Origin of the sequence: Xanthobacter autotrophicus (genome assembly GCF_029991245.1) — a bacterium.
Taxonomy (GTDB): domain Bacteria; phylum Pseudomonadota; class Alphaproteobacteria; order Rhizobiales; family Xanthobacteraceae; genus Xanthobacter; species Xanthobacter autotrophicus_C.
Genome location: NZ_JAIVFO010000005.1, coordinates 26398 through 53223 on the forward strand (window position 1 = coordinate 26398; position 26826 = coordinate 53223).

The following is a 26826-nucleotide window of genomic DNA, read 5'->3' on the forward strand; positions in this document are numbered from 1 at the left end:
CGTGTGATCGGAGGTCTGTGATTGGACGGTCTTGCCCATCGGCCACGCGCACATGCGCTATGGGGTCAGCCGCAGCCGCTTTCGGCCTCCCTGCGGGGAAAGCTCAGCCGGCCATGCTCCATGCACACTTCGCAATGCTGCAATGCATGATCGGCTCTACTGCATTGCAGCGAGGGAGCGTATCTAGGAGGGGAAAGTCGCGGAAGCAAGAGAGACGTTTCCGCAAAGTGGAGAAGACCAATGTTGCTCTGGGGTTTCCTGGCTCGCCAGTTCCGCCGGTGGCAGACGTATAATCGCACTGTCACTGAGCTGTCCAAGCTCGACGATCGCAGCCTCGCGGACATCAACGTGTCGCGCAGCGAGATCCGTGCCCTCGCCCGGCACGCCTCCGCCGCTGTCTGATTGACGAAGAAGACATAGCCTGGCCCATGGGGCCGGACGTCGATAGTGGCCCCTTGCGGGGCCATTTTCGTTTTTCGGCCGGTTTCGCGGCCCGCCCGCCCAGCAGGTGATGACATCGGCAGGGGTTGAAGTCGTCGGCACGCCTGTGGCACATGGCGTCTCCCGTCGCGCCCCCGGCCTCAAGGCCCCCTTCCCCGGCGGAGCGGAGGAGCAATGCCCAAGTCAGCCGACCCCGTCCACGTTGTCGGCGGCGGTCTCGCCGGATCCGAGGCGGCGTGGCAGATCGCGACCCGCGGCGTCCCCGTGGTGCTGCACGAGATGCGGCCCCAGCGCACCACCGACGCCCACCTCACCGACGGCCTAGCGGAACTGGTTTGCTCCAATTCGTTCCGCTCGGATGATCCGGAAGGCAATGCGGTGGGCGTGCTCCATGCCGAGATGCGGCGGGCCGGCTCGCTCATCCTCGCTGCGGCCGACCGCAACCAGGTGCCCGCCGGCGGCGCGCTGGCGGTGGACCGGGACGGCTTTTCCCACGCCGTCACGCAGGCGCTCGAAGACCACCCGCTCATCGAGATCCGGCGGGAGGAACTCACCACCCTGCCCCCGGCCGAATGGGACCAGGTGATCCTCGCCACCGGCCCCCTCACCTCCCCCGCGCTCGCCGAGGCGATCCTGGCGCTGACCGGGGAGACGGCGCTGGCCTTCTTCGACGCCATCGCGCCCATCGTGCACTTCGACTCGATCGACATGGGCAAGGCCTGGTTCCAGTCGCGCTACGACAAGCCGGGACCGGGGGGTACCGGGGCGGACTACATCAACTGCCCGCTGGATGAAGCGCAGTACCATGCCTTCGTGGATGCGCTGATTGCCGGCGAGAAGGCGCCCATGCGCGACTTCGAGGCCAAGACCCCCTATTTCGACGGCTGCCTGCCCATCGAGGTCATGGCCGAGCGCGGCCGCGAGACCCTGCGCTTCGGCCCCATGAAGCCCGTGGGCCTCACCAATCCGCATAACCCGACCGTGAAGGCCTATGCCATCGTGCAGCTGCGGCAGGACAACAAGCTGGGCACGCTCTACAACATGGTGGGTTTCCAGACCAAGCTGCGCCATGGCGAGCAGGCACGCGTCTTCCGCACCATCCCCGGGCTGGAAAACGCGGAGTTCGCGCGGCTCGGCGGCCTGCACCGCAACACCTACCTGAACTCCCCCCGCCTGCTTGATGGAACGCTGCGGCTGAAGGCCGATCCGCGCCTGCGCTTCGCCGGGCAGATCACCGGCTGCGAGGGCTATGTGGAAAGCGCGGCCGTGGGCCTCATGGCCGGGCGCTTCGCCGCCGCCGAGCGGCACGGCGAGATGATCGTCCCGCCCCCGCTCACCACCGCCCACGGCGCGCTGCTGGCCCATATCACCGGCGGGCATGTGGAGGCGGAGGAGGCCGGGGCGCCGCGCTCGTTCCAGCCCATGAACATCAATTTCGGCCTGTTCCCGCCGCTGGAGGAAGCCCCCCGCGCCGAGCCCGGCAAGCGCCTGCGCGGTGCGGAGAAGACCCTCGCCAAGAAGAAGGCCATGGCCGCCCGCGCCCTCGCCCACATGGCGGCGTGGCTCGACACGCCGGCCCGGGCGGCTTAAGACGCGCCAATGCCGCGCATTTCGAGCCCGCCGCCCCCCGTGGAATACCACGCCGATCCGGCCCGCTTCGCCGTGGACACGGTGCTGAAGCGCGACGTGTTCTCCACGGTCGAGCGCGGCGTGTGGACCGACCGCAACGGGCGGGAGTGGCCCGCCGTGCGCCGGCGCTGGAACGAGGTATCGCTGTGGCTCGGGCCGCTGGCCCGTCGCCTCGCGGCGTTCGAGGTCAAGGCGCTGGAGCGTGTCACCAGGACCGGCGTGACCACGCCGCTGCTGGCCGTGGGCCATCGCTTCCTGGTGCGCGGCTGGGTGGAGGGCGCGCCGCTGCAGATCGCGCGGCCCACCGGCGACCTTCACTTTTTCCGCTCTGCCCGCGCGGCGCTGCATACCCTGCATGCGGCCGGCTACGTCCACAACGACCTCGCCAAGCAGCAGAACTGGCTGCGCGGCGCCGATGGCGAAGCCTGGCTCATGGATTTCCAGCTGGCCCTGCCCATCAGCCGGCGCTGGAAGATCGGCCGGGTGCTGGCCTATGAGGACATTCGCCATCTGCTGAAGCACAAGCGCACCTATTGCCCGCAGGCGCTCACGCCGCGCGAGAAGAAGGTGCTGGCCACCAAGAGCCTGCCCACCCGGATGTGGATGGCCACCGGCAAGAAGGTCTACCGCTTCGTCACCCGGCGGCTCATGTCCTATTCGGATACGGAGGGGCGTGGTCCGCGGGTGACGCAGGTGGCCCCGCGCATCGCCGCGGCGCTGGCCGCCCACCCGGCCGTGGCCGAGGTGCACATGGCCGATTTCCAGACCCTGGGCGGCAAGGTGGGGCTCTATGCCTTCGTTGCCACGCGCGGGCCGGTGACGGTGGAGGCGCTGCGGGCGCATCTGGCACAGGCGCTGCCAGACCGGCCCCATCTCGACCAGCTCCAGCTGGTGGAGGCCCTGCCCCACGGCGCCGACGGCGTGGTGCGGGACGACCTGCTGCTGCTCATTGCCCGCAATCAGATCGAGATGCTCGACGTGCTGGCGGGCTCGGAGGCGGTTCGCCTTCAGGTGGCGGAAATCGCCCGCGGCCGGCTCAACCTGACGGACCGGATCACCCGCCCGGCGGCGTGAGGTACGAGGCGACAGGCCCGCGCGGCGCTGTGCGTCCCGACTTCAGTTCAGAACCAGACCTTCCCCGCGGCCGCACGGCGCGCCGCGCGCCAGAGCGCGAACTGGCGTCGGAAAGGTGAAAGCCCGGCCACGGCGCCGAACGGGTCGTTCACCCGCGCCAGCGCCTTGAGATCGCCCGCCACCAGGGCCAGCGGCAGAAAAGGCGCGGCGATGGCCGCTGCCGGACCCAGGCGCTCGGCCGCGCCCCGCGCCGCCGCAAGGTGCCGAGCCGCCACGGCGCGAAACTCAGCAAGCGCCGCCAGCAGCTGGGGCGAAACCTTGCCGGACACGGCTTCGTCCCGCCCGATGCCGTGGCGGGCCAGGAGGTCGAGGGGCAGGTAGCACTGGCCTCGCGCCGCATGGATGGGGAAGGCGCGCATGAGCCCGGTCATGGCGATGGCGACGCCGCCGTGTCCGGACAGGTCCCCGGTTCTGGCCGAGGCCTGCGGCGACAGCACCAGCGCGGAGAGCTGGAGCAGCGCGGAGGCGGTCTCGCCCGCATAGCCCTCCAGGTCCGCTACCGTGGGCATGGGGTCGTCGTAAAGGTCGAAGATGCGCGCATCCACCAGCGCGGTCAGGCTGGCGCGCGGCAGGGCGAAGCGCTCCGCCGTGTCGAGGAGAGCGGCGGCCACCGGATGGCCCGCCACCTCGCCGCGCCCCTGCCCCTCGATCACCTCCCGCCACCAGGCGAGACGCACTTCGCCGGGCAGCGCCTCGCGCACCACCTCGCGCACCCGCGCCACGTCGAGATTGAAGGCATAGAGGGCGAAGAGGTGTTGGCGCCTGTCCTCCGGCGCGAACAGGGCGGCGAGGAAGCGGTCGCGGTCCTGCGCCCGCACCTGCTCGGCGCAATAGGCATAGGCGGCGGCAAGATCGGCGGCGGTCAGCGCGGTGCCGTCGGGGGCGATCTCGTCCGCCATGGCCGGATCAGACGGCGATGAGGGCCGCGCCCACGCGGCGGCCCTCGCCGAGCAGCACATTGTAGGTGGAGGCGGCGCTTGCGGTCGGCATCAGCTCGAAGCGCAGGCCCTTCTCGCGCAGGAGCTGCTTCAGCGGCTCCTTCAGGTGCGCCGGGTCGCGGCCGGTGCCGAGCAGCAACAGTTCGAAGGCCCCCGCCTCGGCGAGGATCGGCGCCAGCGCGGCCGGATCCACCTCGGCCATCCGCGCCGGACCCCAGGGGCGGATGCCCGAGGGCAGAGCCAGGATGGAGCCGGCATGGGACATGCTGGCGAAGTGGAAAAAGCTGTCCCCATAGCCGTCTATGGTGACCTGCCGGGGGAAGAAGGGCGCGCCGGGCGGGCTTGCCACCGCATCACGCCTTGGCGGGACGGGCAGGCGGGCGCTTACCGCCCTTCGCAGAGCCCTTGGCGCCCACCTTGCCGGAGGTCTTGGCCGGAGCCGGAGCGACCGGCTCTTCCGCGACCTCGGCTTCCACCTCGGAGAGCTTGGCCGCCTCGTCCACGCCCAGCACCGCTTCCGGCTCACTCTTGGTCGGGCCGGCGACGGTCGAGGAGCGCAGGCCCAGGTGGATGAGGATGGGCGCCGCCACGAAGATGGTGGAATAGGTGCCGATCACCACGCCCACGGTCATCGCGAGGGAGAAGCCGCGCAGCACTTCGCCGCCGAAGAAATAAAGGGCGAGGGTGGCGAAGAAGGTGGTGGTGGAAACGATGATGGTTCGCGAGAAGGTGGCGTTCACCGCGATGTCGAGCAGTTCCGGCAGCGGCAGCTTCTTGTAGCGGCGCAGCATCTCGCGGATACGGTCGTACACCACCACCGTGTCGTTGAGCGAATAGCCCATGATGGTGAGGATGGCCGCAATCGACGTGAGGTCGAAATCGATGCCGAAGGCCGAATAGATCATCAGGGTGACGAAGATGTCGTGCATCGTCGTCACGATGGCGCCCACGGCGAACTGCCACTCGAAGCGGAACCACAGATAGGCCAGCACCGCCACCGCGCCGAGCACGAGGGCGAGGATGGACTGGCGCACCAGTTCGCCCGACACGCTCGGACCCACCGTTTCCACGCGGCGCACGGTGTATTCGGCGCCCAGCACGTCGCGCACCTTGGTGATGATGGCCTGCTGGGCCTCATCGGTGGTGCCGAACGCGCCGACGCGGATCAGCACGTCGCGGGGCGAGCCAAATTCCTGGATCTGCACGTCGCCCACGTCGAGGTCGGTCAGGTGCTCGCGCAGGGCGCCGATGTCGGCCACCTGCTGGCTGGTCTGCGCCTCGATCAGGGTGCCGCCCCGAAAGTCGATGCCCAGGTTGAAGCCATAGGTGGCGAACAGCACCACGGCGATGATGGACAACGCCGCCGAGAACGGGAACGTCCAGTGGCGCAGGCGCATGAAGTGGATGTTGGTCTGCGCCGGAATGTAATCGATCAAGGGCATGTGCGGCGGACCTTCAGATGGGCAGCTTTGCCGGCCGCCGCCACTTCACCCAATAGGCGATCATCAGCCGCGTCAGGGTATAGGCAGTGAACATGGTGGTCAGAAGGCCGAGGATATAGGTGACCGCGAACCCGCGCACGGGGCCGGACCCGCCCATGAGGAACAGGATGACGGCGGTGGCAAGCGAGGTGATGTTGGCGTCGAGGATGGTGCCGAGCGCGTTCACGAACCCCTTGTCGATGGCGGAAATGGCCGAGCGGCCTTCCCGCGCCTCGTCGCGCATGCGCTCGAAGATGACGACGTTGGAATCCACCGCCATGCCGATGGTGAGCACCACGCCGGCGATGCCCGGCATGGTCAGCGTCGCACCCAGGATCGACTGGAGCGAGAACATGAGCATGATGTGGACGGCGAGCGCCACCAGGGCGAACAGGCCGAACAGGCCGTAGACCGCGATCATGAACACCGCCACCAAAGCGGTGGCCACATAGGCGGCGACCTTGCCGGCATGGATGGAATCGGCGCCGAGGCTCGGTCCCACGGTGCGCTCCTCCACCACCTTCAGCGGGGCGGGCAGCGCGCCGGCGCGCAGCAGGATGGCGAGGTCGTTGGCCTGCTGCACGGTGAAGGAGCCGGAGATCTGGCCCGAGCCGCCGAGGATGGGCTCGCGGATCACCGGGGCGGAAATCACCTGATTGTCGAGCACGATGGCGAAGGGGCGGCCCACCGCGTCCTGGGTGGTGGCGGCGAAGCGCCGGGCACCGTTGTTGTTGAAGCGGAACGAGACGATGGGCTCGCGGGAGTTCTGGTCGAAGCCCGGCTGGGCGTCCACCAGGTCCTCGCCGGAGACGCGCACCTGCTTCTCCACCAGATAGGGCTGGCCGTCCTGGCCCTGCAGCACTTCGGATTCCGGCGGCGGGCGGCCTTCCAGCGCCTGCTGCGGCGACATGGACTGGTCCACCATGCGGAACGAGAGCTTGGCGGTCTGGCCCAGCAGGTTCTTCAGCCGCTGCGGGTCCTGAAGGCCGGGCACCTGCACCAGGATGCGGTCGAGGCCCTGGCGCTGGATATTGGGCTCCACCGTGCCGAGTTGGTCGATACGGCGGCGGATGATCTCGATGGACTGCTCCACCGCCGAGCGCATGCGGGCGTTGAGCCCGGCTTCGCTCAGCTGCACCGTCACGGCGCCGTCGGAGCCGGAGGAGACCAGGATGTCCATCTCGCCGGAGGAATTGCCGAACAGCGCGTTGGTCACCGGCGCCGCCAGCTTGCGCAGTTCCGCGACCGCCTTCTGGGTGTCGGCGGGATCGCGCAGGCGCAGGCTCACCGAGGTGTCGCGCAGCGCGAGGTTGGAATAGCCGATCTTCTGGTCGCGCAGGACGCGGCGGATCTCGTCGCGCACCTGCTCGGTGCGCTCCTTGCGCAGGGCCGTGCCATCCACCTCGAGCAGGATGTGCGAGCCGCCCTGCAGGTCGAGCCCCAGCGTCACGCGGCTGGAGGCCAGCCACGTGGGCAGGTACGCCAGCGCGCTTTGGGGCAGGACGTTGGGCAGCGCGAACAAGAGTCCCACGGCGATGGTGAGGAGGATCGCCGTGGTCTTGAGGCGGGAGAAGTGCAGCATGTCGCGCGTTTATCTCAAAAAGGAATCGGGCGGCAGCTCACGCCGCGGGCGCTTCGTCCTTGGCCGGCTCGCCCTTGGCGCGGACGGTGGCGATCTGGGTGCGCAGCTGCCGCACGCGGACATTGTCGGCGATCTGAAGCTCGATCTCCGCCTCGTCCACCACGCGGGTCACCTTGCCCACGAGGCCGCCGGCGGTGACGATCACGTCGCCGCGACGCAGGGCACCGACCATTTCCTGGTGGGCCTTGGCGCGCTTCTGCTGCGGCCGCAGGATCAGGAAGTACATCACCACGAAGATGAGCAGGAACGGAGCAAGCTGAATGAGCATGTCGGCCCCGCCGCCGGCTCCCGTGGCGCCTTGGGCGAAAGCGGGCGTAATGAACATTTGCGTCCTCGTTCAGTCGGTGGTGGGAATCCGTGCCGCACCGGGGCTCCGGCAGGGCGGCGGGACTATAGCGGCCGGCCCGTCGAATGCAAACGAGGGGCCGGGGCAATCACGGAACTGTTGAAAAGGCCAGGCCCGCGGCGCGCCGGACCGACGTGCCGGGCAGCCTCCGGATAGGCTGATACCGCCTGCCGGGACGGGCCGCCGGCGCCGGCGGCGCAAAGGAGACCAACCCATGGACGAGGAAACCTATGGCCGCGCCGTCGCGGTTCTCGAAGCCTTCCGCGCCCGCGGCCTGACCCTCGCCACCGCCGAATCCTGCACCGGCGGCCTCGTGGCCGGGGCGCTGACGGAGGTGCCGGGCTCCTCCGACGTGGTGGACCGGGGGTTCGTCACCTATTCCAACGCCGCCAAGATGGCCATGCTCGGCGTTCCCGAGGCGACGCTTTCCGCCCATGGCGCCGTCAGCGAGGAGACCGCCCGCGCCATGGCCCAGGGCGCGCTGAAGGCGGCGGGAGTCGATGCGGTGGTGGCCATCACCGGCATTGCCGGCCCCGGCGGCGGCTCGGCGCAAAAGCCGGTGGGTCTGGTGCATTTCGCCTGCGCCCGCAGGGACGGCACCGTGGAGCACCTTGAAAAGCGCTTCGGCGAAATCGGGCGCGGCGAGATTCGCCGCTTCTCCGTGCTGCAAGCGCTCGACCTGCTGGCCCGCGCGGCGTCCTGACGCGGACAGTCCGATTTCGCGCGGGCGCCCTACCCGTCCGCGATCACGGCGAGGAACTGGGTGCCGTAGCGCGTGAGCTTGGCTTCGCCGATGCCGGAAATCATGCCCAGCGCCTTCATGGAATCGGGCTTCAGCTCGGCCAGGGCCATCAGCGTGGTGTCGTGGAAGATCACATAGGGCGGCACGCCCTGGGCGCGGGCGATCTCCAGCCGCAGCGCCTTGAGCTTGCGGAACAGGGCCTCGTCCGCCGGGTCCGACAGCACCGGCCCGGACCCGCGCGCGCCGCCGGTGACGCGGGCCGGGCGCGTGCGCGCCTCCGCCTTCAGCTCCACCTTCTCGGCGCCGCGCAGCACGGCGCGGCATTTCTCGGTGAGGCCGAGGCTGCCGTGGCCCTCCACGTCCACCCACAGATGGCCCATGGCCACCAGCTGGCGGACGATGGCGCGCCATTCGTCCCGCGAGAAATCCCTGCCGATGCCGAAGGTGGAGAGCTTCTCGTGGCCGAATTTCAGCACCTTCTCGTTGGCGTCGCCGCGCAGCACGTCGATGACATGGCCGGCGCCGAAGCGCTCGCCGGTGCGGTAGACGCAGGACAAGAGCTTCTGCGCCGCCTGCGTCCCATCGAAGGTGCGCGGGGGCGAGAGGCAGGTGTCGCAATTGCCGCAGGGCTCGGGGAGGTCTTCCTCGAAATATTTCAGCAGCACCTGACGGCGGCAGCTCGCGGTCTCGCACAGGCCGAGCAGCGCATCGAGCTTGCCGCGCTCCACGCGCTTCCTCGCTTCCGGTGAGTCGGAGGATTCCACGAACTGGATGAGCTTGGCCACGTCCTCCACGCCATAGAGCAGCAGCGCTTCGGAGGGCAGGCCGTCGCGGCCGGCGCGGCCGGTCTCCTGGTAATAGGCCTCGATGCTCTTGGGCAGGTCGAGATGGACCACGAAGCGCACGTCCGGCTTGTCGATGCCCATGCCAAAGGCGACGGTGGCCACCATCACCACCCCCTCCTCCTTCAGGAAGCGGTCCTGGTGGCGGGCGCGGGTGTCGGCGTCGAGGCCGGCATGGTAGGGCAGCGCGGTGCGGCCCTCGGTGGAGAGGATCTCGGCGGTGGCCTCCACCTTCGCCCGGCTCATGCAATAGACGATGCCCGCCTCGTCGGCGTGGGCGTCGAGGAAGGCCCGCAGTTGCGCCCTTGGATTGGCCTTCGGCTCGATGCGGTAGCGGATGTTGGGCCGGTCGAAGGAGGAGAGGAAGACCTTGCCCTCGTCCAGCGCCAGCCGCTCCATGATCTCGCGGCGCGTGGGCCCGTCCGCGGTGGCGGTGAGCGCCAGGCGCGGCACGCCGGGGAAACGCTCGTGCAGGATCGTGAGCTGGCGGTATTCGGGCCGGAAGTCGTGCCCCCACTGGGACACGCAATGGGCCTCATCGATGGCGAACAAGGCGATGCGCGCACCATCCAGCAGGGTGAGGAAGCTGTCGGTCAGAAGCCGTTCGGGCGCCACATAGAGCAGATCGAGGTCGCCCATGGCGAGCGCCCGCTCCACCTGCCGCGCCTCGCCGGGGGCAAGCGACGAATTGAGCATGGCCGCCTTCACGCCCAGCTGGCGCAGGGCCTGCACCTGGTCGTGCATCAGCGCAATCAGCGGAGAGACGACGATGGCGGTGCCGGGCCGCACCAGCGCCGGCACCTGATAGCACAAGGACTTGCCGCCGCCCGTGGGCATCAGCACCAGGGCGTCGCCCCCCGCCGCCACATGCTCCACGATCTCCTTCTGATGCCCGCGAAAGGCCTCGTAGCCGAAGACATGGCGCAGGACGCGGAGCGGATCGGAATCAGGGGCGGCTTCAATGGCGGGCATGGCGCCTTATAGACCCGTCGGCCGCGCGGGCAATGCGGGCCAAGGCCGCGCTGCAGCTGCCGCGCTACAGCTTGAGGCGCGCAATGACACGCGGCGCTGTCGTCGAACTGTTGCAATCCGGTCGTAGTCAGCCGGGTTGACGATCCGGCTCCATCGGCCCGAAAGGGCCGTGCCGCCCCATGCGAGCCGGATTCCCAAGTCGCGCGCCGGACCCGATCCGGCAGGGGAAGGCGGTGCCATGCGAAAATCCCAGATCGTCGAAGAGCTCGGCGAAGGTGAATTGCTGCTTCCCGCCCTCATCGAGGCGGCGCTCCAGGCCAACGACCGCGCGAAGCTGCGCATGACCGCGCTTCAGGAAGCCGTGGCCCACGCCAAGGCGCCGCTGCGCCCAGTCCGCCTCATGGATGCGGAGGCCCGTGCCGCCGGCGCCGCCGAGGACGGGCTTGATGCGACCGTGGCCGGCGCCCAGCTGGTGGACGGCGGCGGCTACGCCATTCCCGGCGCCCACCGGCTGGTGGAGGCCATCCTCGACGACATCGCCGCCATGGCCGCGCCCCTCGACGCGGCGCGCACTCCTGCGGCGCCAGGCTTTTCCGGCCGCCTCGCCGCCTTGCGCGCGCCCTTCGCCGGCATCGCCGGTGACGTGCTGGAGGAGACCGCCCTGGTGCGTCTCACCTCCGCGCGCCGCGGCGGTGAGGACAGCGCCCACCTTCTCGTCATGGACCTGCACAAGGCGCTGAACCAGCTGTCCGCCGCCATCGCCGCCGAGACCATTGCCGGTGCCCGCGCGCTCGGCGTGCTGGCGGAAGACCATGCCCGCATCGAGGCCTTCATGGCCGGGCTCAACCGCACCCGCCGCCTCGCCTTCGGCCATCCCGGGCTCGACACCACGGCCAGCCGCTCGGGCGCGCGCCTCATTCTGCAGAACGACATCGGCACCACCGACGCGCACGTGATCATCGTGGCGGTGGAGGGGCTTGACGTCACCGTCACCTACACCGACGTGCACCGCTCGCGGGCCAAGTTCTTCATCTCCCTGTTCCGGGAGTTTTCCGCCACCTGGACGCCGCTCGCCGAACGCAGCGTGGAGGGCCTTGCCGACGGCGGGCGCTTCTTCCTGGTGACCGGCCGCTATGCGGCGCGGGACGCGGCCGATCTGGATGCTTTCCTTGATGCCGTGGGCGCGCACCTCGTCTTCCTCATCGACTGGAACAAGGCGCGCAAGGCGCTCCAGACCTTCGTGGACAAGGCCACGGCCATCCGCCTCCTCACGGATGCCGCGCGCGCCCGCTTCGGTCACCGGGCCTTCCTGGAGCTGGGCGGGGCGGAGCTGATCTTCGATGCGGTCCGCCGCAGCGCCGAAGGCCGCGTGCCCTATGGCGCCCGCCTCGACCGGGTTCTGGGCGCCGGCGCGGTGGCGCGGCTGCTCGCCGAGGTGCTGCGCCTCACCAGCGAGGGGCTCGGCGCCCAGCGCTCGGTCCGGCTCATCAAGGACGAGGTCCGCGCGGAACTGGCCCGCAGCTTCGGCTCGGCCGAGCAGGAGGTGCTGGCCCTGGCGCTCACCCAGCTCGGCCTTGCCCGGATGCTGGCCGCCGAGGTCGCCCAAGCCCTCGACGAGCCCGGAGACGGGGGGGATGGCGTGCGCACCGCCTTCCAGCGCCGGGCCAAAAGGCTGGAGGAGAAGGCCGACCGGCAGGTGCTGGCGGCCCGCGATCTGGCGAGCGGGCCGTTCGGCCGGGGCCGGCGCTTCCTGCCGCTCACCGAATGGGTGGAGGAGGCGACCGACGCGTTCGAGGAAGCCGCCTTCCTGCTCGGCACCCAGTCCCGGCGGGAGACCACGAACACCGCCGCGCCCCTCGCGGAGCTGGTGAGCGTGGCCATGGCCTGCTGCGGCGACCTGGTGCGCGCGGTTGCCGCCGCCTGCGAGGGACCGGCCGGCCGGCGCGAGGACATCACCGATGCCCTTGAAGCCATCGACGCGGTGATGGAAGGCGAGCGCCGCGCCGATGCCGCCCATCGCCGGGTTCTGGCGGCGGCCCTCGGCGACCCGGCACCGGTGCCGGCGTCCGCGCTGGTGGCGACCATGGAGGTCGCCCGCGCCATGGAGACCGGCACCGACCACCTCGCCCGCGCCGCCCTGGCGCTGCGAGCCTGTGTCCTGGAGGAGGTGGGATCGTGACGACCCTCAGCGCGCGCCTGTCCGAGGCGGACCACCCCCACGGCTCCCACGGGGCGGCCTCATCCCTCATCGGCTTCATCGGTCCCGGCGGGGACACCGAGCCCCTGTCGGCCCACGCCTTCGGCTCCAAGGCGGCCCAGCTCTGGCGCATGAACGCCCTCGGCCTCAACGTGCCGCCGGCCTTCGTGCTCTCCACCGCCCTGTGCGGCAAGGCGCATGCGGAAAAGCGCATCGGCGCGCTGCTGGACCAGGGCATCGCCTATCTCGAACGCGTCACCGCGCGCGGCTTCGGCGACCGGCGCCGGCCGCTGCTCGTCTCGGTGCGGTCCGGGGCGGAAAAGTCCATGCCCGGCATGCTGGAGACGGTGCTGGACGTGGGCATGACCGCCGCGACCACCCGCGGCCTCATGCGCCTCTACGGCAATCCGCGGCTTGCGGCCGATTGCCGGCGCCGCTTCATCGAGGGCTATTGCGAGGTGGTGGCCGGCCTGCCGCGCGGCCCGTTCGAAGAGGTGCTGCGCACCGTTTTGGCGGCGGAGGACGTTGCATCCGACCGGGAGCTGGATCCCGAAGCGCTGGACCGGCTGGGCGGCCGCTATCTCGATCTCGCCCGCGAGCGCTTCGACGCCGCCGTCCCCGAGGAGCCCATGGACCAGCTGCGGGCGGCGGCCGAGGCCGTGTTCCGCTCCTGGGATGCGCCCAAGGCGCAGGAATATCGGCGTATCAACCATCTGGAGGACCTGTCCGGCACGGCGGTGACGGTGCAGGCCATGGTGTTCGGCAATGCCGGCGCCCGCTCCGGCTCCGGCGTCGCCTTCTCCCGCGATCCGGCCACGGGCGCGCCGGGCCTTTATGCGGACATGCTGTTCGAGGCCCAGGGCGAGGACGTGGTGTCGGGCCGCCGCCAGCCGGTGGGGCTCGGCCGGCTCCAGGCCATGCTGCCAGATGTGGCGGCGCAGCTTGCCGATGGGGTCGGCGCGCTGGAGGCGGCCTATCGCGACGTGCAGGACGTGGAATTCACCTTCGAGGACGGCCGCCTGTTCTTCCTCCAGACCCGCTCCGCCAAGCGCACGCCCCGCGCGGCGCTGAAAATCGCGGTGGACCTCGTGGCCGAGGGGATGCGGACCGAGGCGGAAGGCCTTGCCCTGCTCGACGGCCTCGACCTGTCGCAGGTGGGGGCCACGCGCTTCACCGGTACGGCGGAGGTGGCCGCACGGGGCGTCGCCGCCTCTCCGGGCACGGTCAGTGGCCGGATTGCCTTTGACGGGGACGCCGCCCGGCGCCTGTCGGAGGGCGGAGAGCCCGTCATTCTCGTGCGGCCGGACGTGGCGACCGACGACATCGCCGGCATGGCGCTGGCGGCCGGCGTGCTCACCCGCGTCGGCGGGCGCACCGCCCACGCGGCGGTGGTTGCCCGCCAGCTCGGGCGGGTCTGCGTGGTGGGGTGCTCGGCCCTCGTCATCGATCCCGACGCCCGCAGCGCCCGCCTCGGGCCCACGGAGGTCCGGGAGGGGGACTGGCTGTCCCTGGACGGCGACGAAGGAACGGTCTTCGTCGGCCGCCGCGAGAGTGTCGTGGACCGTCCCGAGGCGGACCTCGCCACGGTGGCGGGCTGGACGGCGCGCGCGGGATAGCGGCCAATCGCGCACAAATTCTCAGAGCGCGCGCGTTCGCCGATCAGCTTGCGGTGCAGGCTGATCGGCGCGGACCTGGCGCTTGCGTGAACCTAGCGCTTGCGTTCGGAGGGGCTGAAATTGCTCGCATGCCCCTCCCGCGCCGCCTGGGCGCGCCACACCTTGGCGGCGGCGGCCAGCTTGCCGTCGGGCGCGATGCGGCCGATCATCCGCTCCATCTTCTGCCCCCCGCACGACGGGCAGAGGGGCGTTTCCGACGCGCCCACGAGCAGTTCGGTATCCTTGTCGCAATCGGGACAATGAAAATTGTAGAGCGGCACCGCCGAACCTCCGTTCCTGCCACGTTCACATCCGGTGCAATGCCCGCAAATCATTGATTTGACGTGCGATTACATCAAGGACGCGCGGTCGCGCGCCGCACCGTCGTCGCCCGGTGCGGCTGCGTCTTGTGTGACAAGCAGGAAATAGGCCAGATCAGTCCGCGGCCTCGGTCTCGATGCCCAGCACCTGTTCCAGCACACCGGCGGGGTCCTCGTCCTTCATCAGCGCCGTGCCGATGAGGAGGGCCTTGGCCCCGGCGGCGCCGAGCCGCTCGCGGTCGGCGGCGGTGCCAAGGCCGCCTTCCGCCACCACCAGCGCCTTGTCGGCCGGAATGAGCGGGATCAGCGTCTCGCAGGTACCCGGCACCAGCTCGAATGTGTGGATGTTGCGGTTGCTGACGCAGATGAAATCCGCCCCGGCGGCCAGCGCGGCCTCCACCTCCTGCGGGGTGTGGACCTGCACCAGCGCATCCATGGCGACGGAGGCCGCGCGCTCGCGGAATTCGGCAAGCTGCGGGCCGAGCAGGGCGGCGGAGAGCATCACCGCGTCGGCGCCGGCGAGGCGCGCCTCGAGGATCTGGTAGACGTCGAAGATGATGTCCTGTGCCAGAAGCGGAATGTCCACCGCGTCGCGCACCGTGGCGAGGTCCGAATAGGAGCCGCGGAAGGCCTGCCGCTCCACCGCCACCGACAGCGCCGCGGCCCCGACCGCCTCGAAATCCTCGGCCAACGGCTTGTAGGGCACCATGGTGCGGAACGAGGAATCAAACGGCGAGCCGCCCTTCAGCTCGGCGATGATGCCCGGCGCGCCGTTGGTCTTGAAGGAGGCGGCAAGGGCGCCCTGGAAGCCGCGGGTCATGGGCATATCGCCGACCTTGCCCTGGATCTGGCCCAAGGAGCGGCGGACCTTGGCCTTCGCGAGCTGGTCGCGGCGCTGGAGGATGAAGGGCTTGAGCGGGCTGGCGTCTGGCAAAATCATGAAGGAACGTCCGTCTTCAACGGGGCAAAGGCGCCCCGGCGCGAAAAAAGCCCCTTGAACTTCCCAGATTTTGCCGCGCTTCGCCACCGTCGCGGTTGGGGCGCGGCATGGTTTCCTCTTCCCTCGGGCGCCATGATGAGCGATCGTGGTTGATATTGTTCGCCCGAAAGATTTTTTGAGATGTTCACCCGCGTCTGCAAAGCAGAAACCCTGCCCGAAGGTGGCATGCGGCTCGTGATCGCCGACAGCCACCTCATTGTCCTGGCCTGGCCCGAGGATGGGGAAATCAAGGCGTTCCAAGGCGTCTGCCCCCATTCCAACACGCCGCTCAACGAGGCCGAGTTCGACGGCACCGTGATCACCTGCCCGCTCCATTTCTGGACCTGGGACCTCAACAGCGGCGATCCTATCGAGCCCAAGGAATGCCCGCTCGCGCAGTACCCGGTGAAGGTGGAGGACGGCATCGTCTATATCGACACCGAGGGCGTCGCGCCCCTCTTCGCGGCCCCCTGAGCGGGACCGGGTGATCCCTGACCTGATCGAGACAGAGGCCGTCCTTCTGCCGGGAGCGCACCGCTTCGGGGCGGAACGGTCCAACCCGGAGTTTGAGCCGTGACAGAGGAAACCGCCGTTATCGTCGGCGCCGGCAAGGGCCTCAGCGCCGCCCTCGCCCGTCGGCTCGCCAAGGACGGCTTTCGCGTCGTCCTCGTCGCCCGCGACGTGGAGAAGCTCGCCGCCCTCGTGGCGGAGACCGGCGGGCATGCCATCTCCGCCGATGCGCAGAGCCCGCCGGCCGTCGAGGCCATGTTCGCCGAGGTGGACCGGACCTTCGGGACGCCCGACCTCGTGGTCTTCAACGCCGCCACGCGCTATCGCGGCCCCATCGAGGTGCTGGACCCGGTGGACGTGATGGACACCTATGCGGTCGGCGCCTACGCCGGCTTTGTCACCGCGCAGGCGGCGGCGCGGCGCATGCTCCAGCGCGGCACCGGCTCCATCTTCTTCACCGGCGCCACCGCCAGCGTGAAGTCCATGCCCCACTCGGTGCCCTTCGCCATGGCCAAGTTCGCCCTGCGCGCCCTCGCCCAGGGCCTGGCCCGGGAACTGGGACCCCGCGGCATCCATGTGGCCCATTTCATCATCGACGGCGGCATCGCCTCGTCCTGGGCGACCCAGGGGGAGGCAGGGCCGCCGGACAAGTGGCTCGATCCCGCCGCCATCGCCGAGACCTATCTGGCCGTGCACCGCCAGCATCGCTCCGCCTGGACCTCGGAAATGGAACTGCGCCCCTGGGTCGAGACATTCTGATCGGCCCGCGCGCTCGGCGCTCCTGCGGAGCGTTGTGGGTGGCCTGCGGGCATGCCATGTTTCCCCTCTTGCAGAGATCCCGGCCTTGCTGACGCATCCCGGGGTCTCTTTTGCCTTTGCGCCGAACGGGCGTGGCCGGCGGGACCTGCGAAGGGCCGGCTTGAACGGGGAGAGGACACTTGGCGCATTCCTTGGTGAGCGGACGCCAGATCAAGGCCGCGCGGGCCCTGCTCGGCTGGTCGCGCAGCGAACTGGCGGACCGCGCCGGCGTCACCGCTCCGACGGTGAAGGTGGTGGAGCAGGATTCGGGCGTGCTGGACGAACTGGCCTCGACCCGCACCCGCCTGTGCAACGTGCTTGCGGCGGAGGGGGTGGCGTTCCTCAACGGCGGCGCCATCGGCGTGCAGGTCGTGCCGAAGAACGAGGGCCTGCGCACCGAAGACCTCAACGCCTCCAACGACGACTGAGCCGAGCCATGATCCTTCACAAAGTCGCCGCGCGGCACTGGATTCTTGTCGCGATCATCCTGGTCATCGCCACGCTGGCCTATCTCGGCAGCTGGTCCTGAGGCCCGCGCGCCGGGACCGTTGTTTCCGGCGCCCTTCTCCCAACGGCCTCGGTCTTTGACCGATGCCGAAAAGGCTTCGCACAGGCGCCGCGCGGGGGTGAGGCCTCACTCCACCAGCAGCAAAGCGAAGCCGTCATAGCCCTTGGCGCCCACGGTCTGGACCGCGGTGGCGGACAGGCGCGGGTCGGCGCCCGCCAGGTCGAAGAGGCGCCGCACGCCGATGACGTTGGCGTCGGTGCTCTGCGCATCCAGCACATGGCCGCTGCGCACCACATTGTCGCAGATGATGACCGTGCCGGGACGCGACAGCCGCAGCGCCCAGTGGAGATAGTCCGGATTGCTGGGCTTGTCGGCGTCGATGAAGACGAGGTCGAACGGCCCCTGCCCTTCCGCCTCCAGCTGCGGCAGGGTGTCGATGGCCCGGCCGACCCGCAGGTCCACCTTGTCGGAAAGGCCGGCGCGGGCGAGGTTGGCGCGCGCCACCTCGGCGTGGCGCGGCTCGAATTCCAGCGTCACCAATTTGCCGTCCGCCGGCAAGGCGCGGGCGAGGAAGATGGCGCTGTAGCCGCCCAGGGTGCCAATCTCCAGGATGCGCTTCGCCCCGATCATGCGGGCGAAGAGATGAAGCATCTGCCCCTGCGCCGCCGACACGGAGATGGGTGGCAGCCCCGCCTCGGAGGAGGCCGAAAGCGCCTCTTCCAGTATCGGATCGTCCGGCAGCAGGCGCTCGACGATATAGGCGTCCATCTCGGCCCAGAGGGTCGCGCTCATGGTCCTGTCTCCGTGCGTTCCGGGGAGTTCAGTGCGTCAGTCCTGGTCGCTTTCGCGCGCGGCGCGGATGGAGAGCACCGCATAGGCCACCACCAGGGCCAGTTCCACCAGGGTGAACAGCAGCAGCCGGGTCATGCCCGCCGGCGCCCAGGCGCCGAGCACCACCTGCGCCAGTGTGGCGATGAGCCACAGCACCACCGCCCACCCCGCCCTCAGCCACAGCCCGACCCCGGCGATGGGATCGACGATGGCGGCCCAGACGATGGCGGCCTGCGCCGCCATGGGCATGGCCTCGAACCGGCTCTCCGGTCCGTCACCGATGCCGAGGATCACCGCCCAGTGGATGATGCCCTCGATGAGCAGGAAGGCGGCCACGCCGCGCAGGAACAGGAACAGCCGCCGCCGCCAGGGCGTCAGGTTTTCCCACTGGGCGCGGGCGCTGGCATCGATGGGATCGTAATGGCTCATGCACCGGGTGCCAGAAGTTCCAGTTCGCTGGGGATGGGATCGAAATGCGCCGCAATGACGGCGCTGTCCACCTCATCGAGCTTTGAGGGCTGCCATTTGGGCGCATTGTCGCGGTCGACCAGCACGGCGCGCACGCCCTCGTAGAAGTCGTGGCCGGCCATGACGCGTGTCACCACCCGCAGTTCCAGCTTCAGGCAGGCGCCGAGGTCGAGCGCCCCGCCCCGGCGCATCTGCTCCATGGCGATACACAGGCTGGTGGGGGACCGAAGGCGCATCTCGCGGGCGGTGGCGGCGGCGAATTCCCCATGGGTCCCGCCGGCCGCCGCCGCGTCATCGAGCGCGGCAAGGATGGCGGACACGTCGGGGCGGCCGAACGCGTCGGCGATGAAATCGGCGCGGTCGGCGAAGGCGCCCGGCCCCGGATCGATGCGATGGTCGGCCAGAATCTGCTCCACGTCGCCGCCGGCCACGAGGGCCTCCTCCAGCGCGGCGAAGGCGCTGGAGGGGACCACATCGGTGGCGAGCCCGCAGGCGAAAGCCTCGGCGGCGCGGATGCGGGTGCCGGTCAGGGCCAGGAACACGCCGAAGGCGCCGGGCAGGCGCGGCAGCACATGGGTGCCGCCCACATCCGGGAACAGGCCGATGTTCACCTCCGGCATGGCGAACAGATAGCGGTCGCCCGCCACCCGGTGCGCCCCATGGGCGGAGAGGCCGAAGCCGCCGCCCATGCAGATGCCGTCGATGAGCGCCACATAGGGCTTGGGAAAGCTGCCGATATAGTCGTTGAGGACATATTCCTCGCGGAAGAAGCCGAGGGCCTCGTCGGCGCGCCCGCTCAGGCCCTGGTCGTAGATGGAGCGCACGTCGCCGCCGGCGCAGAAGGCCTTTTCGCCGGCGCCCTTGATGACGACGCGGGTGACGGCGGGATCCTTCGCCCAGGCCCGCAGGCGGGGCAGGATCTCGCGCACCATGGGAAGATTCAAGGCGTTGAGCGCCTTGGGCCGGTTGAGGGTGATGATGCCGGCCGCGCCCTTCTCTTCCAGCAGAACCTCAGGTTCCGTTGTCACTGCGCCTCTCCCCTTTGCCGCCGTTTTGCCGCTGAGCGGTTCCCCCGGCAGGGTTAGACGCGGCCTTGGGCACCGTCAACGCGACTGCGCGCACCTCCGCCGTGCGCGGCTGCACATGCCGCCCGGATCCCCCAAGGTTCCGCGCCCCTCGCGGGGCAGTGCCCGGGCGGGTATAAGCATCCCAGTGCGCCCGCAGACGGGCGCCCCTGAACAACGAGCGCACCATGGCCTTCACCACGCCCCGCATCCGTCCCGTTTCCGAAGCCGAGCTGGCCCGGACCCAAGGCCTCGACCTGGTCCACCGCCCCCGGCGCAACCGCAAGACCGACTGGGCGCGGCGGCTGGTGCGTGAGAACACCCTCACCGTGGACGACCTGATCTGGCCGATCTTCGTGATGAACGGCACCGCCACCCGCGCCCCCATCCCCTCCATGCCGGGGGTGGAGCGCCTGACCGTGGACGAGGCGGTGCGCGCGGCGGAAATGGCCGCCAGGCTCAGGATCCCCGCTCTCGCCATCTTCCCCTATGTGGACCCCACCCTGCGCGATCCGGTGGGCAGCGAGGCGCTGAACACCAACAATCTGGTCTGCCAGACCCTGCGCGCCATCAAGGCCGAGATCCCCGAGATCGGGCTGATCACCGATGTGGCGCTCGACCCCTTCACCAGCCACGGCCATGACGGGCTGCTGGAGGACGGGCGCATCCTCAATGACGAGACCGTGGAAATCCTGGTGCGGCAATCGGTGGTGCAGGCTGAGGCCGGGGCCGACGTGATCGCCCCCTCCGACATGATGGATGGCCGCATCGGCGCCATCCGCGCCGGGCTGGATGCGGCGGGCTTCACCGACGTGCAGATCATGTCCTACGCCGCCAAGTATGCCTCCGCCTTCTACGGCCCGTTCCGCGACGCCATCGGCACCGCCAAGACCCTCTCCGGCGACAAGCGCACCTACCAGATGGACCCCGGCAACGGGCTGGAAGCCATCCGCGAGGCCGCCCTCGACGTTGAGGAAGGTGCCGACATGCTCATGGTGAAGCCCGGCCTGCCCTATCTCGACATCGTCTACCGGCTGAAGGAGGCCTTTGGCCTGCCGACCTTCGCCTATCAGGTGTCCGGCGAGTACGCGATGATCGAGGGCGCCATCCGCAACGGCTGGGTGGACGGCGACCGCATCGTCCCGGAGAGCCTGCTGGCCTTCAAGCGCGCCGGCGCCGACGGCATCCTCACCTATTTCGCGCCGCGCGTCGCCGAGCGGCTGGCCGCGCAGGGCTGAAGCCCGCGCCGGGAGAGACCAGATGACAGCCCCCGTCGTCGCCAAAAGCGACCTTAACGGCGACCTTCCCGTGACCCTCGCGGACGTGGAGGCGGCGCGGACGCTGGTGAGCGGCGCGGTATTGCATACGCCCACCCTGCATGCGCCGCGCCTGTCCGCCCTCACCGGCGCGGACGTGTATGTGAAGTATGAGAATCTCCAGGTCACCGCCTCGTTCAAGGAGCGCGGCGCGCTGGTGAAGCTAGCGCGCCTCACGCCGGAGGAGGCGCGGCGAGGCGTTGTCGCCATGTCGGCGGGCAACCATGCCCAGGCGGTGGCCTATCACGGCACGCGGCTGAAGATTTCCACCCTCATCGTCATGCCGGAGACCACACCGCAGGTGAAGGTGGCCGCCACCGAGGCCTTCGGCGCCGAGGTGGTGCTGTACGGCGAGACCGTGGCCGACGCCTTCGAGGAGGCCACCCGCATCTCCAAGGCGCAGGGCCGCGTCTTCGTCCACCCCTATGACGATGTGGACGTGATCGCCGGACAGGGCTCGCTGGCGCTGGAGATGATGGAGGACGGTCCGGCCTTCGACGCCGTGGTGGTGCCCATCGGCGGCGGTGGGCTCATCGCCGGCATGGCGCTGGCCTTCGCCGGGCGCTCGCCGGCGACCCAGGTGGTGGGCGTCGAGGCCCAGCTCTATCCCGCCATGTGGTCCGCCATGACCGGCGAGGCGCGCCCCTGCGGCGGGCCGACGCTGGCCGAGGGCATCGCGGTGCGCGACGTGGGCGTGCTGACATCGCAGGTGGTGCGGCGCCTGGTGCCCCATGTGGTGCTGGTGGACGAGACCGCGCTGGAGCGGGCGGTGAACGCCTTCCTCATGCACCAGAAGACGCTGGCGGAAGGCGCCGGCGCCGCGGGCCTTGCCGCCCTCCTCGCCGAGCCCGAGCGGTTCCGCGGCAAGACGGTGGGGCTGGTGGTCTCCGGCGGCAACATCGACCCGCGCATGATCGCCGGCATTCTCCTGCGCGAGCTGGAGCGGGAGGAGCGCATCGTCTCGTTCCGCCTGACCATCCTCGACCGGCCGGGCATGCTGGGGCGCATCGCCACGCTGCTCGGCAAGCTGGGCGCCAACATCCTGGAGGTGCACCACCGGCGCACCTTCCTCGACGTGCCGGCCAAGGGCACCCGGCTCGACCTCACCGTGGAGACCCGCGACCAGGCCCATGCCGAGCTGATCCAGCAGGCGCTGGAAGGCGAGGGCCTGCCGGTCCAGCGGCTGGGGGCGGGTGGCGCCGATTGGTGAGTTGCGCGGGCGGCGCGGACTGGTGATGCCGCGATCTTGCGCCGCAGGCCGGCCCACACCAATTAAAGGTGTCGGAAGGAGCCTTCGACCCATGAGCAACACCAGCGACACGTCCCGCCAGCCGCCGTCCTATGGCTATCCGGACGGTGCGCGTCCCAGCGCCTATGATCCGGTGACCCAGCCGGAATATTTCGAGGGCGTGCTTTCCCGCCGGCTCGTGGCCTTTCTGGTCGATGCCATCCTGATCCTCGGCGGGGTGGTGCTGTTTTATGTCCTCGTCCTGCTGATGGGGCTGGTCACCTTCGGCCTGAGCTGGATCGCGTTCCTGTTCGTCTGGCCGACCTTCGTCATCGCGGCGCTCGCCTACAACGCGATCACCCTCGGCTCGCCGGCCTCGGCCACCCTCGGCATGCGACTCATGGACCTGGAGATGCGCACCTGGTACGGCGCGCCCTGCTATTCGGTGCTGGCCGCGGTGCATGCGGTGTGCTTCTGGGTGTCGGTCTCCATCTTCACTCCGTTCGTGCTGCTGGTTGCCCTGTTCAACGACCGGCGCCGGCTGCTGCACGATTTCCTCGTCGGAACGGTGGTGGTGAACAACACCCTTCGCGCGGACGCCCTGCGGCGCCGGCCTTGATTTTTAGCCGCAGGCACACCTTCGCCTTTGACCTCGTCCCGCGCAGCGGCGATGCTGTCTTTTCCTGAGGCACGAGCGTCGTGAGCGAGCACCCGCGCGATACACCGCAATTCTATCTGACGGCCCCTTCCCCATGCCCGTACCTTCCGGGCAGGGAGGAGCGGAAGGTGTTCACGCACCTTGTGGGCGACAAGGCCGCCAGCCTCAACGACGTGCTCACCCAGGGCGGCTTCCGGCGCAGCCAGTCCATCGCCTACCGCCCGGCGTGCGAGGGCTGCAAGGCCTGCGTCTCGGTGCGGATCTGCGTGGACGACTTCACCCCAAGCCGCAGCTTCCGCCGGGTCCTGGCGGACAATGCGGACCTCATCGGCCAGATCAAGCCGGCCACTCCCTCGTCCGAGCAATACGCCCTGTTCCGCAGTTATGTCAGCGGCCGCCACGGCACCGGCGGCATGGCCGACATGAGCGTGCTCGACTACGCCATGATGGTGGAGGACACCCATGTCCACACCCGTCTTGTGGAATACCGCAAGCGCGGGCCGGACAGCCGTATCATCCCCCGCGGCACCGGTGACCTCATGGCGGTGGCGCTGACGGACGTGCTCACGGACGGCCTGTCCATGGTCTATTCCTTCTACAACCCCCAGGTGCACGACCGCTCCCTCGGCACCTTCCTGATCCTCGACCACATCGCGCGGGCGCGGCAGATGGGCCTGCCCTACGTCTATCTCGGCTATTGGGTTCAGGGCTCGCGCAAGATGGATTATAAGCGCCGCTACCTGCCCCAGGAGCGCCTGACGCCGCACGGCTGGGAGCGGGTGGAGAAATAGCCCTGCGGGGCGCCGGGGGCATGCGCGTGGGCTATTTCAGCAATTCCGTCAACATCTTCCTTGCCGTCTTCGCGGCCCTCTTCCCCATCGTGAACCCGCTCGGCGGGGCGCCGATCTTCCTCAATTTCGTGCGCGGCTGCACCGCGCAGACGCGGGAGCTGCTGGCCCGCAGCGTGGCCGTCTACGGCTTCCTGCTGCTTTTGGGCTCGCTGATCGTGGGCGCGCAGGTGCTGCTGTTCTTCGGCATCACCTTGCCGGTGCTGCGGGTGGCCGGCGGCGTGGTGGTGACCTCGGTGGGCTGGAACCTGCTGCATCAGGGCGACGAGCCGGCCAAGCGCGCCGACGGCACGCCGCTGGACGAGGCCCACGCCAAGGACCAGGCCTTCTATCCCCTCACCCTGCCGCTCACGGTGGGGCCGGGCTCCATCGCCACCACCATCGCGCTGGCCGCCAGCCACAAGTCCACCTTCGAGACCGATCTGGTCATGTCCCTGTCGTCCCTCATCGGGGCTGTGGCGGGGCTCATCGCGGTGGCGCTCACCGTCTATTTCGCCTTCCGGGAGGCGCCCACCATCGAGCGGGTGCTGGGCAAGAACGGCACCAATGTGCTGGTGCGGCTGTTCGCCTTCATCCTGTTCGCCATCGGCGTGCAGATCATCTGGCTCGGCGCGCGGGACCTGCTTGGCGAGATCCCGGGACGCTGAGGCCAGGTGCGCTGAGGCCTCCCGCCGAACAGGGCAGTCATACCGTCGCAGCTATGCCGGTCTGCCCCGCCCCCTGCTAGAAGACCGGGAATCCCCGAAGCCTCAGGCAGGAGTGCCCCATGTCCCAACCGAACCACCCCATCCGCCGCGTCGCCGTGATCGGAGCCGGGACCATCGGCGCGAGCTGGGCCGCGCTGTTCCTGTCGCGCGGGCTCGACGTGGTGGTGAGCGACCCCGCGCCCGGGGCGGCCGAGGCCACCCAGCGCCTCATCTCCGCCGCCTGGCCGATCCTCATGGAACTCGGCGGAGAGGCGTGGATAGACCCCACCAGCTGGCGCTTCGAGCCCGACCCGGTGACGGCGGTGGCGGGCGTCGACTTCGTTCAGGAGAACGCGCCCGAGCGCTACGAGCTGAAGCAGAAGCTGTTCCCCGCCATCGACGCGGTGCTGCCGCCGGAGGTGGTGATCGCCTCCTCATCCTCCGGCCTGCTGGTGAGCCGCATCGCCGAGGGCTGCCGCCATCCCGAGCGCTGCATCATCGGCCACCCCTTCAATCCGCCGCACCTCATTCCGCTGGTGGAGGTGGTGGGCGGCGAGAAGGCCAGCCGCGCCGCCATCGACACCGCTATGGATTTCTACCGCGCCATGGGCAAGCACCCCATCGAGATCCACAAGGAGGTCGCCGGCCACGTGGCCAACCGCCTCCAGGCGGCGCTGTGGCGCGAGGCCATCCACCTGGTGGAGCAGGGCGTGGTCTCGGTGGCGGACGTGGATGCGGCCGTCTGCGAAGGCCCCGGCCTGCGCTGGGCGCTCATGGGCCAGCACATGACCTTCCACCTGGGCGGCGGCGAAGGCGGCCTTGCCCATTTCATCCACCACCTGCTGCCGGCGGTGGAGACCTGGTGGGACGATCTCGGCGCGCCGAACATGACGCCGGAGCTTCAGGCCACGCTGGTTGAAGGTGTGAAGGCGGAAGCCGCCGGCCGCTCCATCGCCGAGCTGGCGCAGCGGCGCGATACCCTGCTGACGCAGATCGTGGCGTTGAAGCACGCGCATGATGCGGTCGAGGAGAAGCAGGACCTGAACGCGCGGCTCGATGAGGCGCTGGAAGAGAGCTTTCCCGCCAGCGATCCGGTGGCGGTGCACAAGGTGGACTGAGGGCAGCACCCCTCTTCCCGGGCAGGGAAGAGGGGTGCTGCAGCTTGAGACTCAGGCCAGCGCCTTCAGCGCGGCCTTGCCGGCGTAGCGGGCGCTATCGCCCAGCTCCTGCTCGATACGCAGCAGCTGGTTGTATTTGGCGGTGCGGTCGGAACGGGCCAGCGAGCCGGTCTTGATCTGCCCGCAATTGGTGGCCACCGCGAGGTCGGCGATGGTCGCGTCCTCGGTCTCGCCCGAGCGGTGGGACATGACGGCGCGATAGCCGGCCTTGTGGGCCATTTCCACCGCGTCCAGCGTCTCGGTGAGGGAGCCGATCTGGTTCACCTTCACCAGGATGGCGTTGCCCACGCCGTCCTTGATGCCGCGCGACAGGCGCTCCACATTGGTGACGAACAGGTCGTCGCCCACCAGCTGGCACTTGGAGCCGACGGTGTCGGTGAGCAGCTTCCAGCCCACCCAGTCGTCCTCGGCCATGCCGTCCTCAATGGTGACGATGGGATACTTGGCCACCAGCTCGGCGAGGTAGGCCACCTGGGACTCGATGTCCCGCACCGTGCCTTCGCCCTCGTAATTGTACACGCCGTTCTTGAAGAACTCGGTGGAGGCGCAGTCGAGGCCGAGATACACGTCCTCGCCGGGCTTGAAGCCGGCCTTCTCGATGGCCTTGAGCACGAATTCCAGCGCCGCCTCGGCGGAGGCGAGATTGGGGGCGAAGCCGCCCTCGTCGCCCACATTGGTGTTGTGGCCGGCGTCCTTCAGGCCCTTCTTCAGGGTGTGGAAGATCTCCGCGCCCCAGCGCAGGCCCTCGGCGAAGGAGGGCGCACCGGCGGGCAGGATCATGAATTCCTGGAAGTCGATGGGGTTGTCCGCATGGGCGCCGCCATTGATGATGTTCATCATGGGCACCGGCAGCACGCGGGCATTCACGCCGCCCACATAGCGGTAGAGCGGCAGGCCCTTGGATTCGGCCGCGGCCTTGGCCACAGCGAGGGACACGCCGAGGATGGCGTTGGCGCCGAGGCGGCCCTTGTTGGGGGTGCCGTCGAGCGCCAGGAGGGCGGCGTCGATGTGGGCCTGGTCCTCGGCCTCATAGCCGCCGATGGCGTCGAAGATCTCGCCGTTGACCGCGTCCACCGCCATGCCGACGCCCTTGCCGAGATAGCGGCTGGCGTCGCCGTCGCGCAGTTCCACCGCCTCATGGGCGCCCGTGGATGCGCCCGAGGGCACGGCAGCGCGACCGAGGGCGCCGTCTTCCAGCACCACGTCCACTTCCACGGTGGGATTGCCGCGGCTGTCCAGAATTTCGCGTCCGATGATGTCCACGATGGCGGTCATGAAGACTCCTTCCCTGCGTCGTGCCGTGCGGTGCAATGCAGCAAAGGGCAAGCATTGCCCTCGCCCCCTGCCCGTCCGCACCCGGGATGCCCAAAGCCCCAGCCTTGCGGGCGTGCCGCTTCTAGCGCGATCTATTGCGC

27 protein-coding genes are annotated in these 26826 nt (G+C 69.5%); 15 read left to right on the plus strand and 12 right to left on the minus strand.

Going from position 1 to position 26826, the window contains the following annotated elements; all coding sequences use genetic code 11:
* The first annotated feature begins 240 nt into the window (after window positions 1-240).
* From K9U41_RS02085 to K9U41_RS02095, 3 genes are all read left to right on the plus strand, one after another.
* Window positions 241-402 (plus strand): DUF1127 domain-containing protein, encoded by a 162-nt coding sequence (locus tag K9U41_RS02085; protein WP_081437109.1) that lies wholly within the window; start codon window positions 241-243, stop codon window positions 400-402.
* 213 nt (window positions 403-615) lie between these two features.
* Window positions 616-2031 carry a methylenetetrahydrofolate--tRNA-(uracil(54)-C(5))-methyltransferase (FADH(2)-oxidizing) TrmFO gene (gene trmFO, locus K9U41_RS02090; protein WP_282639202.1) on the plus strand — a complete coding sequence of 472 codons (1416 nt, stop codon included), beginning with the start codon at window positions 616-618 and terminating at the stop codon, window positions 2029-2031.
* Between the two features lie 9 nt (window positions 2032-2040).
* On the plus strand, window positions 2041-3144 hold the full coding sequence (locus K9U41_RS02095; protein WP_282639203.1) for a serine/threonine protein kinase: 1104 nt from the start codon (window positions 2041-2043) through the stop codon (window positions 3142-3144).
* 47 nt (window positions 3145-3191) lie between these two features.
* On the opposite strand, the gene K9U41_RS02100 is transcribed toward K9U41_RS02095, so the two are convergent.
* The 5 genes from K9U41_RS02100 to yajC are packed head-to-tail and all read right to left on the minus strand — an operon-like array spanning window position 3192 to window position 7590.
* A complete protein-coding gene (locus K9U41_RS02100) occupies window positions 3192-4103 on the minus strand; it encodes a phytoene/squalene synthase family protein (protein ID WP_282639204.1) in 912 nt (303 codons plus the stop codon).
* A 7-nt stretch (window positions 4104-4110) separates the two neighbouring features.
* A complete protein-coding gene (locus K9U41_RS02105; protein WP_282639205.1) occupies window positions 4111-4491 on the minus strand; it encodes an Mth938-like domain-containing protein in 381 nt (126 codons plus the stop codon).
* Window positions 4492-4495: 4 nt separating this feature from the next.
* Complete coding sequence (gene secF, locus K9U41_RS02110; protein ID WP_282639206.1) at window positions 4496-5584, minus strand: protein translocase subunit SecF; 1089 nt, start codon at window positions 5582-5584, stop codon at window positions 4496-4498.
* Between the two features lie 13 nt (window positions 5585-5597).
* On the minus strand, window positions 5598-7205 hold the full coding sequence (gene secD / locus K9U41_RS02115) for a protein translocase subunit SecD (protein ID WP_282639207.1): 1608 nt from the start codon (window positions 7203-7205) through the stop codon (window positions 5598-5600).
* Between the two features lie 37 nt (window positions 7206-7242).
* A complete protein-coding gene (gene yajC, locus K9U41_RS02120; RefSeq protein WP_138398576.1) occupies window positions 7243-7590 on the minus strand; it encodes a preprotein translocase subunit YajC in 348 nt (115 codons plus the stop codon).
* Between the two features lie 235 nt (window positions 7591-7825).
* Here yajC and K9U41_RS02125 point away from each other — a divergent pair, with 235 nt between their 5' ends.
* A complete protein-coding gene (locus K9U41_RS02125; RefSeq protein WP_282639208.1) occupies window positions 7826-8314 on the plus strand; it encodes a CinA family protein in 489 nt (162 codons plus the stop codon).
* A gap of 29 nt (window positions 8315-8343) precedes the next feature.
* Here K9U41_RS02125 and recQ read toward each other — a convergent pair whose 3' ends face one another.
* Complete coding sequence (gene recQ, locus K9U41_RS02130; RefSeq protein WP_282639209.1) at window positions 8344-10167, minus strand: DNA helicase RecQ; 1824 nt, start codon at window positions 10165-10167, stop codon at window positions 8344-8346.
* Between the two features lie 238 nt (window positions 10168-10405).
* Between recQ and K9U41_RS02135 the strand changes: the two genes are divergently transcribed.
* Window positions 10406-12346, plus strand: a complete 1941-nt coding sequence (locus K9U41_RS02135; protein WP_282639211.1) for a hypothetical protein — start codon at window positions 10406-10408, stop codon at window positions 12344-12346.
* Window positions 12343-13980 carry a PEP/pyruvate-binding domain-containing protein gene (locus tag K9U41_RS02140; protein WP_282639212.1) on the plus strand — a complete coding sequence of 546 codons (1638 nt, stop codon included), beginning with the start codon at window positions 12343-12345 and terminating at the stop codon, window positions 13978-13980. Before K9U41_RS02135 ends, K9U41_RS02140 begins: the two co-directional genes overlap by 4 nt.
* 92 nt (window positions 13981-14072) lie before the next feature.
* Here the strand turns inward: K9U41_RS02140 and K9U41_RS02145 are convergent, their stop codons facing one another.
* The gene (locus K9U41_RS02145; RefSeq protein ID WP_282639213.1) at window positions 14073-14300 is read right to left on the minus strand and encodes an FmdB family zinc ribbon protein; all 228 of its coding nucleotides are present in this window, start codon (window positions 14298-14300) and stop codon (window positions 14073-14075) included.
* A gap of 154 nt (window positions 14301-14454) precedes the next feature.
* On the minus strand, window positions 14455-15279 hold the full coding sequence (locus K9U41_RS02150; RefSeq protein WP_282639214.1) for an indole-3-glycerol phosphate synthase TrpC: 825 nt from the start codon (window positions 15277-15279) through the stop codon (window positions 14455-14457).
* Window positions 15280-15459: 180 nt separating this feature from the next.
* Here K9U41_RS02150 and K9U41_RS02155 point away from each other — a divergent pair, with 180 nt between their 5' ends.
* The 3 genes from K9U41_RS02155 (at window position 15460) to K9U41_RS02165 (ending at window position 17054) form a co-directional block, all read left to right on the plus strand.
* On the plus strand, window positions 15460-15792 hold the full coding sequence (locus K9U41_RS02155; protein ID WP_282639215.1) for a Rieske 2Fe-2S domain-containing protein: 333 nt from the start codon (window positions 15460-15462) through the stop codon (window positions 15790-15792).
* A 99-nt stretch (window positions 15793-15891) separates the two neighbouring features.
* A complete protein-coding gene (locus K9U41_RS02160) occupies window positions 15892-16587 on the plus strand; it encodes an SDR family NAD(P)-dependent oxidoreductase (protein ID WP_282639216.1) in 696 nt (231 codons plus the stop codon).
* A gap of 179 nt (window positions 16588-16766) precedes the next feature.
* Window positions 16767-17054: a helix-turn-helix domain-containing protein gene (locus tag K9U41_RS02165; RefSeq protein ID WP_282639217.1), complete on the plus strand. Its 288-nt coding sequence runs from the start codon at window positions 16767-16769 to the stop codon at window positions 17052-17054.
* Between the two features lie 206 nt (window positions 17055-17260).
* On the opposite strand, the gene K9U41_RS02170 is transcribed toward K9U41_RS02165, so the two are convergent.
* Genes K9U41_RS02170 through K9U41_RS02180 form a run of 3 tightly spaced genes read right to left on the minus strand, consistent with a single transcriptional unit; the run spans window position 17261 to window position 19461 of the window.
* A complete protein-coding gene (locus tag K9U41_RS02170) occupies window positions 17261-17926 on the minus strand; it encodes an O-methyltransferase (protein WP_282639218.1) in 666 nt (221 codons plus the stop codon).
* Window positions 17927-17962: 36 nt separating this feature from the next.
* Window positions 17963-18394: a DUF6163 family protein gene (locus K9U41_RS02175; protein ID WP_282639219.1), complete on the minus strand. Its 432-nt coding sequence runs from the start codon at window positions 18392-18394 to the stop codon at window positions 17963-17965.
* Window positions 18391-19461: an enoyl-CoA hydratase/isomerase family protein gene (locus K9U41_RS02180; protein WP_282639220.1), complete on the minus strand. Its 1071-nt coding sequence runs from the start codon at window positions 19459-19461 to the stop codon at window positions 18391-18393. Before K9U41_RS02180 ends, K9U41_RS02175 begins: the two co-directional genes overlap by 4 nt.
* A 224-nt stretch (window positions 19462-19685) precedes the next feature.
* Here K9U41_RS02180 and hemB point away from each other — a divergent pair, with 224 nt between their 5' ends.
* The 6 genes from hemB to K9U41_RS02210 all read left to right on the plus strand — a co-directional run bounded on the left by hemB (window position 19686) and on the right by K9U41_RS02210 (window position 25351).
* The gene (gene hemB / locus K9U41_RS02185; RefSeq protein ID WP_282639221.1) at window positions 19686-20735 is read left to right on the plus strand and encodes a porphobilinogen synthase; all 1050 of its coding nucleotides are present in this window, start codon (window positions 19686-19688) and stop codon (window positions 20733-20735) included.
* 22 nt (window positions 20736-20757) lie between these two features.
* A complete protein-coding gene (locus K9U41_RS02190; RefSeq protein WP_282639223.1) occupies window positions 20758-22023 on the plus strand; it encodes a threonine ammonia-lyase in 1266 nt (421 codons plus the stop codon).
* A 91-nt stretch (window positions 22024-22114) separates the two neighbouring features.
* Entirely contained in the window at window positions 22115-22660 is a 546-nt protein-coding gene (locus K9U41_RS02195) for an RDD family protein (protein ID WP_282639224.1), read from the plus strand.
* Window positions 22661-22740: 80 nt separating this feature from the next.
* Complete coding sequence (locus K9U41_RS02200; protein WP_282639225.1) at window positions 22741-23490, plus strand: arginyltransferase; 750 nt, start codon at window positions 22741-22743, stop codon at window positions 23488-23490.
* A 20-nt stretch (window positions 23491-23510) separates the two neighbouring features.
* Window positions 23511-24194, plus strand: coding sequence for a MarC family protein (locus K9U41_RS02205; RefSeq protein WP_282639226.1), 684 nt, complete (start codon window positions 23511-23513; stop codon window positions 24192-24194).
* A gap of 119 nt (window positions 24195-24313) precedes the next feature.
* The gene (locus tag K9U41_RS02210) at window positions 24314-25351 is read left to right on the plus strand and encodes a 3-hydroxyacyl-CoA dehydrogenase NAD-binding domain-containing protein (protein WP_282639227.1); all 1038 of its coding nucleotides are present in this window, start codon (window positions 24314-24316) and stop codon (window positions 25349-25351) included.
* 51 nt (window positions 25352-25402) lie between these two features.
* On the opposite strand, the gene eno is transcribed toward K9U41_RS02210, so the two are convergent.
* Window positions 25403-26686 (minus strand): phosphopyruvate hydratase, encoded by a 1284-nt coding sequence (gene eno / locus K9U41_RS02215; RefSeq protein WP_282639228.1) that lies wholly within the window; start codon window positions 26684-26686, stop codon window positions 25403-25405.
* Window positions 26687-26826: the final 140 nt, after the last annotated feature.

Excerpts from the sequence above, each read along its gene's own strand:
- K9U41_RS02085 (WP_081437109.1), top strand. The coding sequence starts at position 241 with ATGTTGCTCTGGGGTTTCCTGGCTCGCCAGTTCCGCCGGTGGCAGACG.
- trmFO (WP_282639202.1), top strand. The coding sequence starts at position 616 with ATGCCCAAGTCAGCCGACCCCGTCCACGTTGTCGGCGGCGGTCTCGCC.
- K9U41_RS02095 (WP_282639203.1), top strand. The coding sequence starts at position 2,041 with ATGCCGCGCATTTCGAGCCCGCCGCCCCCCGTGGAATACCACGCCGAT.
- K9U41_RS02100 (WP_282639204.1), bottom strand. The coding sequence starts at position 4,103 with ATGGCGGACGAGATCGCCCCCGACGGCACCGCGCTGACCGCCGCCGAT.
- secF (WP_282639206.1), bottom strand. The coding sequence starts at position 5,584 with ATGCCCTTGATCGATTACATTCCGGCGCAGACCAACATCCACTTCATG.
- secD (WP_282639207.1), bottom strand. The coding sequence starts at position 7,205 with ATGCTGCACTTCTCCCGCCTCAAGACCACGGCGATCCTCCTCACCATC.
- yajC (WP_138398576.1), bottom strand. The coding sequence starts at position 7,590 with ATGTTCATTACGCCCGCTTTCGCCCAAGGCGCCACGGGAGCCGGCGGC.
- K9U41_RS02125 (WP_282639208.1), top strand. The coding sequence starts at position 7,826 with ATGGACGAGGAAACCTATGGCCGCGCCGTCGCGGTTCTCGAAGCCTTC.
- recQ (WP_282639209.1), bottom strand. The coding sequence starts at position 10,167 with ATGCCCGCCATTGAAGCCGCCCCTGATTCCGATCCGCTCCGCGTCCTG.
- K9U41_RS02135 (WP_282639211.1), top strand. The coding sequence starts at position 10,406 with ATGCGAAAATCCCAGATCGTCGAAGAGCTCGGCGAAGGTGAATTGCTG.
- K9U41_RS02150 (WP_282639214.1), bottom strand. The coding sequence starts at position 15,279 with ATGATTTTGCCAGACGCCAGCCCGCTCAAGCCCTTCATCCTCCAGCGC.
- K9U41_RS02155 (WP_282639215.1), top strand. The coding sequence starts at position 15,460 with ATGTTCACCCGCGTCTGCAAAGCAGAAACCCTGCCCGAAGGTGGCATG.
- K9U41_RS02170 (WP_282639218.1), bottom strand. The coding sequence starts at position 17,926 with ATGAGCGCGACCCTCTGGGCCGAGATGGACGCCTATATCGTCGAGCGC.
- K9U41_RS02175 (WP_282639219.1), bottom strand. The coding sequence starts at position 18,394 with ATGAGCCATTACGATCCCATCGATGCCAGCGCCCGCGCCCAGTGGGAA.
- hemB (WP_282639221.1), top strand. The coding sequence starts at position 19,686 with ATGGCCTTCACCACGCCCCGCATCCGTCCCGTTTCCGAAGCCGAGCTG.
- K9U41_RS02190 (WP_282639223.1), top strand. The coding sequence starts at position 20,758 with ATGACAGCCCCCGTCGTCGCCAAAAGCGACCTTAACGGCGACCTTCCC.
- K9U41_RS02195 (WP_282639224.1), top strand. The coding sequence starts at position 22,115 with ATGAGCAACACCAGCGACACGTCCCGCCAGCCGCCGTCCTATGGCTAT.
- K9U41_RS02205 (WP_282639226.1), top strand. The coding sequence starts at position 23,511 with ATGCGCGTGGGCTATTTCAGCAATTCCGTCAACATCTTCCTTGCCGTC.
- K9U41_RS02210 (WP_282639227.1), top strand. The coding sequence starts at position 24,314 with ATGTCCCAACCGAACCACCCCATCCGCCGCGTCGCCGTGATCGGAGCC.
- eno (WP_282639228.1), bottom strand. The coding sequence starts at position 26,686 with ATGACCGCCATCGTGGACATCATCGGACGCGAAATTCTGGACAGCCGC.